Source organism: Mesobacillus campisalis (assembly GCF_000986785.1).
GTDB classification, from domain to species: Bacteria; Bacillota; Bacilli; order Bacillales; family Cytobacillaceae; genus Mesobacillus_B; species Mesobacillus_B campisalis.
In genome coordinates this window covers 40066-53260 of record NZ_LAYY01000009.1, presented here as the reverse complement: position 1 = coordinate 53260, position 13195 = coordinate 40066, and the positions used below count along the sequence as shown (strand labels likewise).

14 protein-coding genes are annotated in these 13195 nt (G+C 43.0%); 9 read left to right on the top strand and 5 right to left on the bottom strand.

The genetic code is table 11. The features are described from left to right. Positions 1–242: 242 nt before the first annotated feature. A complete protein-coding gene (gene norA, locus WQ57_RS09945) occupies positions 243–1421 on the bottom strand; it encodes a multidrug efflux MFS transporter NorA (RefSeq protein ID WP_046523606.1) in 1179 nt (392 codons plus the stop codon). Between the two features lie 407 nt (positions 1422–1828). Here norA and WQ57_RS09940 point away from each other — a divergent pair, with 407 nt between their 5' ends. Together WQ57_RS09940 and WQ57_RS09935 are read left to right on the top strand one after the other, a co-directional pair. Then, positions 1829–2281, top strand: coding sequence for a GNAT family N-acetyltransferase (locus WQ57_RS09940; protein WP_046523718.1), 453 nt, complete (start codon positions 1829–1831; stop codon positions 2279–2281). 88 nt (positions 2282–2369) lie between these two features. Then, a complete protein-coding gene (locus WQ57_RS09935; RefSeq protein WP_046523605.1) occupies positions 2370–2987 on the top strand; it encodes an NUDIX hydrolase in 618 nt (205 codons plus the stop codon). 263 nt (positions 2988–3250) lie between these two features. On the opposite strand, the gene WQ57_RS09930 is transcribed toward WQ57_RS09935, so the two are convergent. From WQ57_RS09930 to WQ57_RS09915, 4 genes are all read right to left on the bottom strand, one after another. Then, a complete protein-coding gene (locus WQ57_RS09930; RefSeq protein ID WP_046523604.1) occupies positions 3251–3580 on the bottom strand; it encodes a hypothetical protein in 330 nt (109 codons plus the stop codon). Positions 3581–3751: 171 nt separating this feature from the next. Then, positions 3752–4090 carry a hypothetical protein gene (locus WQ57_RS09925; RefSeq protein ID WP_052948707.1) on the bottom strand — a complete coding sequence of 113 codons (339 nt, stop codon included), beginning with the start codon at positions 4088–4090 and terminating at the stop codon, positions 3752–3754. A 50-nt stretch (positions 4091–4140) separates the two neighbouring features. Continuing rightward, positions 4141–4473: a hypothetical protein gene (locus WQ57_RS09920; protein ID WP_156183104.1), complete on the bottom strand. Its 333-nt coding sequence runs from the start codon at positions 4471–4473 to the stop codon at positions 4141–4143. Positions 4474–4671: 198 nt separating this feature from the next. Beyond that, entirely contained in the window at positions 4672–5058 is a 387-nt protein-coding gene (locus WQ57_RS09915; protein ID WP_046523602.1) for a DUF1259 domain-containing protein, read from the bottom strand. 1022 nt (positions 5059–6080) lie between these two features. On the opposite strand from WQ57_RS09915, the gene WQ57_RS09910 reads away from it, so the two are divergent. The 7 genes from WQ57_RS09910 to WQ57_RS09880 all read left to right on the top strand — a co-directional run bounded on the left by WQ57_RS09910 (position 6081) and on the right by WQ57_RS09880 (position 13095). Further along, positions 6081–6449 carry an ArsR/SmtB family transcription factor gene (locus tag WQ57_RS09910; protein WP_046523601.1) on the top strand — a complete coding sequence of 123 codons (369 nt, stop codon included), beginning with the start codon at positions 6081–6083 and terminating at the stop codon, positions 6447–6449. After that, entirely contained in the window at positions 6442–8574 is a 2133-nt protein-coding gene (locus tag WQ57_RS09905) for a heavy metal translocating P-type ATPase (RefSeq protein WP_084820237.1), read from the top strand. The genes WQ57_RS09910 and WQ57_RS09905 overlap by 8 nt, the downstream gene beginning before the upstream one ends. A 44-nt stretch (positions 8575–8618) precedes the next feature. Then, on the top strand, positions 8619–9236 hold the full coding sequence (locus WQ57_RS09900) for a class I SAM-dependent methyltransferase (protein ID WP_046523599.1): 618 nt from the start codon (positions 8619–8621) through the stop codon (positions 9234–9236). A gap of 12 nt (positions 9237–9248) precedes the next feature. Then, positions 9249–9779 (top strand): copper resistance protein CopC, encoded by a 531-nt coding sequence (locus WQ57_RS09895; RefSeq protein ID WP_046523598.1) that lies wholly within the window; start codon positions 9249–9251, stop codon positions 9777–9779. A gap of 1 nt (position 9780) precedes the next feature. After that, positions 9781–10851 carry a copper resistance D family protein gene (locus WQ57_RS09890; protein ID WP_046523597.1) on the top strand — a complete coding sequence of 357 codons (1071 nt, stop codon included), beginning with the start codon at positions 9781–9783 and terminating at the stop codon, positions 10849–10851. A gap of 250 nt (positions 10852–11101) precedes the next feature. Beyond that, complete coding sequence (locus WQ57_RS09885) at positions 11102–12022, top strand: DMT family transporter (protein ID WP_046523596.1); 921 nt, start codon at positions 11102–11104, stop codon at positions 12020–12022. A gap of 65 nt (positions 12023–12087) precedes the next feature. Then, positions 12088–13095, top strand: a complete 1008-nt coding sequence (locus tag WQ57_RS09880; protein WP_046523595.1) for a DUF3231 family protein — start codon at positions 12088–12090, stop codon at positions 13093–13095. Positions 13096–13195 lie beyond the last annotated feature (100 nt).

Here is a 13195-nt window from a genome sequence, read left to right as displayed (position 1 = left end):
GATCTTCCACTAAGCTACGGAAGTTCCGTTTTTGAACGGAATGTAATTGTGTCAAATCGTGCTTACAAGGTAGTAAATGCTCCTTTGGACTATAAATTCATCCAGGAACTTAAAGACCACATGACATACGAATAAAAATGATTGAAGAGTTAATCTTTATAAAAAGGGGGACAATCCTTTGTTATAGAAAAGGAGCGTCATGAATGACACTCCTTAATGCTGTGATCCTTTTTGCTGCGGACCTAGACCATGGACCTCTGTTGAACAGTGGCGGGCTTTTTCCATAACAGCGTTAGCCCAATCCCAGCAATTAATACCAATGTTGCAAAGTAGTATGGATAGTTAATATCAATATCGAATAAAATGCCTCCTAAAATTGGGCCGAAAATATTCGCCAGACTAGTGAACATCGAGTTCATGCCGCCAACGAAACCTTGTTCATTCCCTGCAATATTGGAAAGGTAGGACGTAACCGCTGGGCGGAACAGGTCAAAGCCGACAAACACAATGAAAGTAACGAGTAGAATCGCAAAATAGGAATGAACCACGGTCATTAAATAAACCAGAACAGCAGATAAAATCAAACAATAGCGTATCAGTTTGATTTCTCCCCATATTCGTGCCAGCCGATCAAAAAGAAGGACTTGGGCAATCGCCCCGAAAACGGCCCCTCCTGTGATGACGATGGCAATATCAGCTGGAGTAAACTGGAATTTGTGATCCACAAACAAACTGAAAAAAGATTCAAATGCAGCCAAACCAAAGGATGCAATGAAAATTAGCACAAACGGAATGAAATACAGCGGAGCAAAAATACGTTTAATCCCCATATTCCCCTCAGAGACATTTTCAGACTCTTCCACAGAACGTTGCGGTTCAGTTAATAAAAGGATGGAAAGAATCCCGGCAATTGTCCCAAGACCTCCCGCAAAGAAGAAAGGCACCCGGGTTCCAAAGTCCGCTAAAAAACCGCCAATTCCCGGCCCAATAATAAATCCTGTGCTGATTGCTGCCGACATGTACCCGAGTGCTTTAGGGCGGGTCTGCCTTGTCGTTATATCGGCAATATAGGCAGTCACAGCCGGCATGATGAACGCGGCGCTCACTCCACCTAAAATACGAGAAACAAATAACGTTTGTATTTCTTTCCCTAAGCCAAATAGAAACTCAGAGAAGCCGAACAAAAACAGCCCTATGACAATCATAATTTTACGACCGAACTTATCGGCCGCTCTCCCAGCTAAAGGCGAACAAATCAATTGTGCAATCGCAAAGGCGGCGGTTAAATAACCAATGACCGTCCCAGTGATATTCAACTCATTCATCAAGGTAGGCATAACTGGAATCACAAGGCCAATCCCCAAAAAGGCTATGAACAAATTCATCAGCAATAAGCTTAAAGTAACTTTATAATTCTTCATTAATATATCTCCTTACCATAACCCTATTAAAAAAACCTTATAACCTAGCCCCATAGCAAAAGTGTATAACTCCATAATCATTAAATAATTCTCGTGCACTACGCTGAACTTTAACTGCTAATTAGGGAGGATGATTTGAAATGCCTTTTAAAATCCAAAAGGAGCCAAACGATCCAAATAAAGATTTGTCTCGTTTGGCTTTTGTTTTTTACTGAAGTTTAATTCTCTCCAGTATAAAGGATTTGGCCTAAATAAGGAATCAATTAAAATTTACCTGAAAATTAAGAACGGTAATTTGTTACTTTTTAGTATTATGGTAATAGGAAGTTCAAGCCTTTCTGGTAGAAAGAAGAACTTATACATAGGATTGAAAAATACAATCTCGATTCAAATAGGAGTGACTGATGTTGAATTATCGCAGAGCAGACCTGAACGATATTGAAAAATTGGTTGAACTGAGAAAAATACAATTGGTTGATGAGGGGTTAGAACCCAATATTGACATTGATAAAGAACTATCCGTATTTTTTAGAGATAAGCTAAGTGAAGGTAGGCTGATCCAATGGCTTGCAGAAGATGAAAGGGAAATTGTTGCTTGCGGCGCAGTAATTTTTTATGATTTCCCACCAAGCTATACCAATAAAACTGGAAAAAAGGCCTACATAGCAAATATGTATACAAACCAAAACTATCGCGGTCGAGGATTAGCAACAAACCTGCTTTCAAAATTGGTTGAGGAGGTCAAATTATCTGGAATATCAAGAATATGGCTTGGTGCTTCAGAAATGGGAAGACCTGTATATAAGAAGTTTGGGTTTAAGGAAACCGACGAGTATTTGGAATTAACTATTACTCCATGATCTTTAAACACAGTAGGCAATGCGTAGAAAGCATTGATTTTGACTCAGGAAGGATTAAATAAGGTAATAATTATGGGCGGTGAAAAGTTTGGAACCTAAATGGCTGGAATGGGCAAAACAGCTTCAATCGATTGCACAAGCAGGGCTTACTTATTCTAAAGACGTATACGACTTGGAAAGATTTGAATTGATTAGAAACATTAGTGTTGAAATGTTGTCACTTCATACGGATGCTAGTCGGACAGTAATAAAAGATTTGTTTGCAAATGAAACCGGCTATGCAACACCAAAGGTAGATATTAGAGCGGTTGTGTTTAAGGAAAATAAAATTTTAATGGTTAGAGAAAACACAGATGGGGGTTGGGCGTTACCTGGAGGGTGGGGAGATATAGGCTTAACTCCAAATGAAGTTGCGGTCAAAGAAGTGAAAGAAGAATCAGGCTTTGAAGTGAAACCAATAAAGTTAACAGCCGTACTTGATAAGAAATGCCACCCGCATCCACCTTCCCCTTATCACGTGTATAAAATATTTATACAGTGTGAAATCATTGGCGGGGCACCAATGGAAGGTGTTGAAACGGATGCAGTGGACTTCTTTGCAGAAAATGAACTGCCGCCTTTATCGGCAGCCAGAAATACAGAATCACAAATTCGTTTAGCATTTAAACATTTACACAATCCACAAGAACCTGTCTATTTTGATTGATATTCACCGTTGTATTTTACTTAGTTGTTCAACTAGGCGGATGCGTTGATCCGAGATAACGCTGTTTTTTGAATGATCTTTATTGAGTAATGAGGCAGTATAGTTAAAACAGACAGCTCCGAATTTTTTGGGGCTCCTAAGTTTATGTAGTTTTTAATTACTAGTAAATAAAAGTCAAAAAGCGTGCAAAATTATTTTCTGCACGCTTTTTGTTGCTAAGAGATTTGTAATACTATCCGGAGAATAAGTGTCACCTATTCTACTTAAAAGTCCACGTCCACATCCACATCCGTATCCTGGTCTTGATCATTGTCTTGATCCTGATCAGCCCTGACACGTGCGTTACTTCTGCTATTTAGACGAACATCGACACGGGAGTTTCCAGAATTGGATAATCTGGCTTTAGCAATATTTACGTTTTTATCCGTATTTCGAACTTCCGCGTCCGCATCCACATCAACCCTATTTTCCACATCATTTTCCACGTCGATGTCTGTGTCGACATCCACATCTGTTCTTCCGGAATTTCTGTTTCCGGCAGTTCCCCTAAAGAAACATTGGTTGCCGTGACGATCAAATTTTCTTCTACTCATTAACTTCTCTCCTTTCAGCTCGTAGTAGTATTTTATTCTCATCGGGAAAAAGTGTATGGACGAATAACCGAAGCATGAGCCCTTTTAACCACATAAACAAACTGCTTTTTGGGAGAGCAATTGATTGATAGGGGAAATATGTAAAAGAGCAGCTGTGTGAGTCCATCTGCTCTAATGGCCTTCTCGCTTGAATAGTCTAACACTGGAAGAATCGTTTAGGCCCTTACCATAAAAATGGCCGATTTTTTCCTGTGTTAATTCTTCCATTTTTCGAACAGCTTCCTGGAATTGCAATTCATTCATTTGACCTGTAGCGAGGAGTGTACATAAGACTGCAAACCCTATAGCTGTCGTATCCACCTTGACTTCCACATTCAAATCTATATCAGAATTGCCGCTATTTCCGATGGAGTTTATATTTTCACTCGCATTTTGCAGCTTATTTCGGCTTTTCGTAAATCCAGAAGCCCTTAATCGATCCTCGAAGGGTCCTCGATCTTTTTTCACCATAAGTCCCCCCTTTGTTGAGGGTGGAATATAAAATATCCCACCCTTACTACTTAAAAGTCCACGTCAACATCCACATCCGTATTCTGGTCTTGATCATTGTCCTGATCCTGATCAGCCCTGACGCGCGCGTTGCTTCTACTATTTAGACGGATATCCACACGGGAGTTTCCGGAATTGAATAGTCTGGCCCTAGCAATATTGACGTTTTTATCAGTGTTTCTGACTTCGGCATCTGCATCCGCATCTACCCTATTATCCACATCATTTTCAAAGTCGATGTCAGTATCCACCTCTACATTGGTTCTTTCAGAATTTCTTCTATCTCTGGCCGTTCCCCTAAAGAAACTTTGGTTGCCATCACGGTCAAATCTTCTTCTGCTCATTTTTGTCCCTCCCTTCATCTGCTTAATCATAATCTATTCTCATCCTGAGTAAGCGTATAGACTTATAACGGGGTGCAACCGCCTATTTTTGTATTATCGGCTCATGTATTGAAAAGCGGCATTAAAATCATCGCGTGGTTAAGTAGGAAAAAGGGATGGTTATGCTGTTCAAAGCTGCATAATAACCGTCCCTTTGTTTTACCTATGCTTAAAAAGCCCTGCTTCCCTTGCAGCGTCAAGTCTCTTTTGGGCGAAATCGAAAGGATCGCCAACATTTTCCCAATGCATATACATTAAACGGGGTTCGTCAAAAAGCCAATGGTTGTGAACAGCTGTTACGATAAGCTCCCTTTTTCTCAATGCAGACATAAATGGATTAATTTCTTTCTGTAGTATAACTGTCTCGCCAAGGTTTAGAGTACGCCCTCCTTTATTGTCTTCGAAGGAAAGAGTAAAAGGCAGAGCAAGAGGGGAACGGTTGCGACGTCCTAATATACTGGCAGGAATATTTCTAAGGCGCTGTACTACACATATTGGGGAAGAGGTAATCACCATTCCACCAATAATATCCGCTAGCTTTGGCATGTTGATACCCTTCCAGGGGTTCCACCTTCATAATCATGTGCCTCTGAACGATATTCCTCATCATTTTGCTCGTAATCTGGATAATTCTTCTTGTAATAATATATTCCTTCAAAGCGGACAAGACTGGATAAGGAGACTGGTATATTCACACATTTTAGGAGAAAAATAGAATGAATAATCAAGTTTGCACTGACAGGCGGCCTCAATACCCCAAATCGGCAGAATGAGAGAAAAAGAGGTACTGAGAGGCGGCCCCAGTACCTGAAATCAGCGGAATGAGAGAAAAAAGGGTACTGACAGGCAGCCTCAGTACCCGAAATCAGCTTAAAGAGAGAAAAAGAGGTACTGACAGTGGTTATCAGGACCCAAAATCAGCAGAATGAGAGAAAAAAGGGTACTGACAGGCAGCCTCAGTACCCGAAATCAGCTTAAAGAGAGAAAAAGAGGTACTGACAGTGGTTATCAGCACCCGAAATCAGCAGAATTAGAGAAAAAAGGGTACTGACAGGCAGCCTCAGTACCCGAAATCAGCTTAAAGAGAGAAAAAGAGGTACTGACAGTGGTTATCAGGACCCAAAATCAGCAGAATGAGAGAAAAAAGGGCACTGACAGGCAGCCTCAGTACCCGAAATCAGCTTAAAGAGAGAAAAAGAGGTACTGACAGTGGTTATCAGGACCCAAAATCAGCAGAATGAGAGAAAAAAGGGCACTGACAGGCTGCCTCATACCCAAAATAGGCAGAATGAGAGAAAAAAGGCACTGACAGGTGGTGTCAGTACCCGAAATCAGCATAAAAAAGAGAAAAAGGGGTACTGACAATCAGCCTTGGTGTTCCAGCAGGGGACAAGCCCCGAAACATGTAGGAAATATGATAGATAGCCTGATGCAAGAAGAGACCTTACAAAAAAAGTCACCATTTGTATGAAAAATAATTAGAAAATTTCAGTCCCATTCGTTGACATTCAAAAGTTGTTTTGAATAATATAAATTCAAACGAACTTTTGAATAAAGGATGTGTTCATATGCCGGAGCAGGATGTCTGTCAGGTCACCTGTATCGACCAGCCCAAGGTGGACCGGGTAAAAAACGAGCTCAAAGAACAGAATACGCTCGAAGTGGCCAAAATTTTTAAAGCCCTTTCTGATGAGACAAGGATTAAAATCGCCTACTCCCTCTACCTTGAGGAAGAATTATGCGTATGTGATGTAGGCAATATCGTCGGAGCCTCAACGGCTGCGGTTTCCCACCACCTGCGTCTATTGAACAAGCAGGGAATCGCAAAGTACCGAAAGGAAGGCAAACTCGTCTATTATTCCCTTGTCGATGAACATGTTAAACAACTAATCAAAATGGCTTTTCAACATCAAAAGGAGGTGAGCGTCCATGGCTGAAAATGGTCAACAAGCAGAAAAACATGTGTACCGAATTCAGGGATTCTCCTGAGCTGGCTGTGCCACAAAGTTCGAAAAGAACGTGAAACACCTGGATGGTGTTTTGGATGCGAATGTTAACTTTGGTGCTTCAAAAGTCACGGTGTACGGAGAGACAACGATTGAGGAGCTCGAAAAAGCGGGCTCGTTTGAAAATCTGAAAATCTACCCCGAAAAAGGGGAAGTAGAGCCACAAAAGAAAGAACCATTCTGGAAAGAGTATGGGAACGTTCTGGCTTCCTTGCTCCTTGTCTTAATGGGGTATCTATCTGTATTCATCAACGGGGAGGAGCACAGCGCCACCATCGCCGCTTTCCTTGCCTCGATTGTCATTGGAGGGTATTCCCTTTTTAAAACAGGAATTAAGAACTTGTTCTGCCTTGAGTTTGACATGAGAACCCTCATGACCATTGCGATCATTGGCGCTGCCATTATCGGAGAATGGAGCGAGGGGGCAGTTGTGGTCATCCTGTTTGCCATCTCGGAGGCACTTGAGAGGTATTCCATGGATAAAGCCAGGGCCTCTATCAGGTCCTTAATGGATATCGCTCCGAAAGAAGCCTTGGTCCGCCGAAACGGTCAGGAGAGAATGATCCATGTGGACGATATCGAACTCGGGGACATCATGATTGTCAAGCCAAGCGGAAAGATTGCCATGGACGGGGTCGTTGTGAAGGGCCTCTCCGCCGTGAACCAGGCGGCCATCACCGGGGAGTCCGTTCCAGTGGAGAAAACGGCGGGCGATGATGTGTTCGCTGGCACGTTGAATGCCGAAGGGCTGCTCGAAGTGAAAGTCACAAAGCGGGTGGACGACACCACCATCGCCCGGATCATCCACCTTGTGGAGGAAGCCCAGGCAGAGCGAGCGCCGTCCCAGGCTTTTGTCGACCGGTTTGCCAAATATTATACGCCCGCCATCATCGTGGTAGCGGCTCTTGTCGCCATCATCCCGCCGCTATTGTTTGGGGCGGACTGGAGCGAATGGGTTTATCAGGGACTCGCGGTGCTCGTCGTCGGATGCCCGTGCGCCCTCGTGATCTCGACTCCGGTTGCCATTGTGACCGCGATTGGTAATGCTGCAAGGAACGGCGTCCTTATAAAAGGCGGCATCTACCTCGAACAAACAGGCGCCCTGAAAGCGGTCGCCTTTGACAAGACAGGTACCTTGACAAAAGGGATTCCGGCGGTAACGGATTATGTTGTGCTGAACAAAGAGAGTGAAAACGACCTGTTTTCAGCCATTGCGGCACTGGAGTACCGTTCCCAGCATCCTCTCGCTTCCGCCATTATGAAGAGGGCTGAGGGAGAGAACCTTCCTTATAGGGAAATCCCCGTCGAGGAATTCTCTTCGATCACTGGCAAAGGAATCAAAGGGCAAATTAACGGTACCATGTATTATATCGGCAGTCCGAAACTGTTCGAGGAAGTTTTGACAGATGGAGTTCCAAATGACGTTCAGGACCAGGTCAAGAAGCTTCAATCACAAGGTAAAACTGTGATGGTTGCCGGAACCAATCAAGAGGTTATGTCACTTGTTGCGGTTGCGGATGAGGTAAGGGAAAGCAGCAAGGATGTCATTCAAAAACTCCATGACCTTGGAATCCAAAAGACCATCATGCTGACAGGAGACAATGAGGGAACCGCCAAAGCGGTCGGAAGCGAGGTTGGTGTCACCGATGTCCGGGCCGAACTCCTTCCCGAGGATAAGCTCCAGTTCATCAAAAACCTTCGTGACGAGTATGGCCATGTCGCCATGGTGGGGGACGGAATCAACGATGCCCCGGCACTCGCGGCGGCGACCGTCGGAGTGGCCATGGGCGGAGCGGGGACCGATACGGCGCTTGAGACAGCAGATATCGCACTGATGGGGGATGACCTCAAGAAGCTTCCGTTCACCGTCAGTCTGAGCCGGAAGGCACTTGCCATCATCAAGCAAAACATCACGTTCTCTTTGGGTGTAAAACTGCTCGCTTTGCTTCTCGTCATCCCCGGGTGGCTCACCCTCTGGATCGCGATATTCGCCGACATGGGGGCAACGCTCATTGTGACCTTGAACGGATTAAGATTGTTAAGAGTAAAAAAGTAAGCTTCCCGATTTGGGAAGCTTTTCCTAAGCGGGGGAGTGCGGGGATGAATAATACCTGGAATAGAATCATCTATAAAATATGGGCACCTTTGTATGACCGTTTTTTCAACGCGGGACCATTCCTCAAGGCGAGGCAAAGCCTGTTTCAGGATGTGAGTTTCAATGAGGGGGACCAGGTGTTGTTTGTCGGTGTTGGAACAGGGGCCGACCTGGAACAGATCCCTCGTGATAAACTGGACATCACGGCCATTGACTACTCGGAGGAAATGCTGGATCAGGCGAGGAAGAAGTTTCCTCACTCCCAGATCAAGTTTTTGCAGATGGACGCGCAGCATCTGTATTTCGAGTCCGAGACTTTTGATTATGTGATGGGGAGTCTCATCCTTACGGTTGTCCCGTATGGCGAGAAGGCCTTCAGCGAGATGGCAAGGGTCGCAAAGAGAGGTGGAACCATCCTGGTCTTTGATAAATTCGCTCCGGAACATAAGGAACTGTCATTCCTTAAGAAGATCCTTCGCCCCATAATCAGGGTGCTTGGAACGGACATCGGAATTTCGTTCGAATCCCTCTCACGGAAGCATAAAGAGGATGTTATATTGAAAGAAGACCGGGAACTTGCCTTTAATGGAATGTACCGCAAGATCACGTTAATAAAAAAGTAAAGGATGTTTGAAATGAGAAAAATGGTTGTCGTTTTATTGGCACTATTGGTATGGGGGCTAGCTGCCCCTGCCAAGGCCCATACAGGACTGGAGACCTCACTTCCCACGGAAGGGGAAACTGTCACACAGCCCATTCGGGAAGTGGTCCTGACTTTTAACACGGAAATAGAAGCGCTCAGCACCATGCAGCTCTTCCAGGTGGACGATACAGAAATGCCTTTACATAACCTCACCATTAATGGAAATGTCATGAAGGCCGACATTGAAGATGACTTAAAAAATGGATCTTATGTGATTCACTGGAAAATTGTCGGGAAGGATGGCCATCCCATTGAAGGAAAGATAAACTTTCAGGTTCAAAACGAGGAAGAATTGGTAGGGCTTGAGACAGAAGAAGCAGCAGAAACACCAGAAAACAAGGAAGAGGCACCCAGTGTGGTCGATGAAGAAGAAGAAAACAGCAACTCCTTTTTTCCAATCCTGATCATTGGGCTCGCGATCGTCCTCGCGGCTTCCTTCCTCATTATGAGAAAGAAGAAATAACATGAATATACTCATTGCATTTGCAGAATGGCTTACATACTTGTTCTTTTCCATTTTAGCCGGGCATGTGGTCCTGACATTCGTCCCGGAAGACAGGAAACCATCTGTCCAACTATCAAAAAACGTCTTGATGGCGTCCGCATTGGGGTTGGTTTTCAGTACCTTTGGGCCTGTCCTGCAAGTTGTTTTGTATTTTTATGAAAGTGTCGGAGCCATTAAAGCTCTCTATTCCGTACTGACCGATTTCCAGGTGGGAAATGCCTGGCTTGTGATTTCATGGGCCTGCTTGTTTATGATGGTCACCATCCTGCTGAACGGGCCCAGGTATCTCAAGGCTCTTTTGCTGCTGGTCATGGTCCTTGCAGTTGGGTATGCAAGCCATGTGGCTTCCTTAACACTTTGGAGCGGGTGGCTGGCTCATTCCCTGCATTTTCTGTCTGTAATGCTGTGGGCGGGGGTGCTTCTTCATGTTTCTTGGCTCGCAAAAGATCCGCTGAACTGGAAGCCATTTGTTAAATGGTTCTCCCCATTTGCCGCTGCTTGTATGCTCGTCATCCTGTCTACTGGATTTTGGACGATGACCATGGTGGTGGATGTAAGGGATTATGTGAATTCCTGGGTGCTGTCCTATGGTCAAATTCTCTTGTTAAAGCATATTGTGATCATTCCTCTTTTGCTCATTGCCTACTCAAATGCGTATGTATCAAGGAAAAGGTCAGATTTTCCCAACAAAATCCTGAAGGCAGAATCCCTGGTTTTCTTTTTGGTCATTGGCTGTACGGCTTTTTTAGGAATCCTTTCCCCGCCGCATGAAATTAACTTTACGGTGGATTCCGAAGGGGCGTCCCCTATTGCGGAGTACCTTGCCGGGGAGGAAATTTCGTCACCAGTTCAGTTGTCCATCTCAACGGGGAACATGTTGGAAGGTGTTAGTTTGCTGCTGATAGCGCTTGGATTTCTCGGAATGTTGTTTTTCTCAATACGGAAGAATCCTTCCATTGAACTTTCCCTTTTATTCAGCCTCCTTTTTATTGTCAGCTTGTACTTCGGGCTAAATCGCCTCTTTTTATAAAAAGGAGGAACTGTTAAATTAGAGGAGCTGGATGCGATATCAACATCAGTTTATTTAGTCGCCGTGTTCGAATCCAATTCTCCTGTTTATCACGTAATCAATAAAGAAAGCAACGCGGAAGGAAATTCCACGCTGCTTTTTAACATTTACTCGGTGAACCATAGTTGATAAGCCAAACAAAAAGGTATACGAAATATGCTAGTGAGTATAGAATAGGACAGTTAGCATATTGTTATAGGACGGTGTTATTATGTTTAAGGCTTATGCTTGGTTAACATTATGTGTAATGGTGTGGGGAAGCAATTTTGTGTTTGGAAAGATGCTGGTCGAAGATTTTTCCCCAGCCATGTTAACGATGCTTAGACTTTTGTTTATCGTACTGTTTTTAATTGGGATATCCTCTTATAAAAAACACTTAAAACGAATTAATAAATCGGATGTACTCGGCATTTTACTCCTGGGGATTATTGGTGTTTTTATAAACCAATGGTCTTTTTTTGTAGGACTTCAAACCGCTGATCCTACAACCTCCGCATTAATTTTGGCTACTACCCCCATATTAACCAGCGTACTAGCGGCCATTTTTTTGAAAGAAAAATTAACGATTCGCATGCTGCTGGGGTCTATCGTGGCTGTGATAGGTATATATTTTGTTGTCACAAAAGGGAACCTATCTTCTGTACAAGTGGATAAAGGTCTATTTTGGATCGTTATAACTATGGTCACATTCGCTATAATGATTATTATGACAAGGCATTTTTCTCATAGAATAGATCCACTTACCATTACCTTCCATTCGAATGTTGTAGGCTTGATTGTATCGCTCCCTTTTGCCTTTCTCATGGATGCTCCCATACAAATAAGCTCCAGCATTTCGGATTGGTCTTTCCTGATTGGAACTGCCGTTGTTGTTCACGGCATAGCTACATTGATTTGGAATAACTACATTGGACATGTGGATGCTTCAAAAGCTTCTATATTGTCTAATCTGGAACCTTTTGTTGCAATGATAATGGGATTGATACTGCTATACAAACCAATAACGGGGGCAGAAATAATAGGGTCCGTATTCATCGTTGGTGGGGTAGTGTTATCAACTTATCAACGAAGAAAGCTAACTTGTCCCGGGCCTGAAAAAAAGCTGCCAAGGGTAGCAAAAAAGATTTTATAAAAAACGGGATTATAATACGATTTAATGCTCAACATAAAACAAGAAAATTCTAGGAGGAGCATTAAATGCCAGAAAAACCTGCAATTACGTCATCTGAATTAGGTACATTGTGGCTTACATATCAAGAGAAGACAATGATTTTACGTTTATTGGAATATTTTATCGAGAAAGCCGATGACGAAAAAGCCAAGGATATTATGGCAAGTTTATATGAGGAGATTGACAATTATGTTAGTATAATCGCAGAAACCTTTCAAAATGAAGGGGCTGTGATACCAGTTGGGTTTACTGCACAAGATGTTAACAAAGAGGTGCCGAAGTTATATGATAATGGTTTTGACATCATGTTTATTCGACTGTTAAAAGAAATAAGCATGGGGCTTCACTCATTGAATATAACTATGGCCTATCGAGAAGATATAATCATGATTTTTAAAGAGCTAACGGCATTAACTCAAAAGTATTACAACCTTTGCACACAATATTTACTTGAGAAGGGGTTACTTGTTAGATCCCCTTATGTTTCGATGCCAAAGTCGGTTGAATTTGTAAAAGATAACAACTATTTGGGTGGGTTCCCCATTAATCCATTTAGCGAAAAACGCACATTAAATACAGTAGAAGTTGCCCATATCCATCATTCAATTGAATCAAATATCTTTGGGATTCAAATGATTACGGGTTTTGCTCAATGTGCAAATGAAGGAGAAGTTAAAGACTATTTTAATGATGGAGCTGAACTTGCTAAAAGCATTGTAAAGGAATTAAGTGAAATCTTACTTCAAGACGGGATCCAAATCCCTCAAGCATCAGGTGGCAATGCAACCCGTTCAACATTAGCACCATTTTCCGAAAAAATGATGATGTATTGTACAAGCCTATTTTGCAGTTTTTCCATGGGCAGTGGCTCATTGGGTACCGCTTTTAGTTTACGAAACGATTTACCGGCCAAAACGACTATTTTTATGAAAGATATATTTGAATATGCACATAGAGGTGCAAAAATAATGATCAAAAATGGCTGGATGGAAGAACCACCTCAAATGGAAGAACGCAATCAAATGATGAATTGAGTGATACAAGCAATAGGGTTTGTTACTGAAGATGCAGAGGAAGTAAGGGGTTGTACACTAAGAGGAGCCAGTTTTATTTTGGCTCCTTCCTTCATAAGTT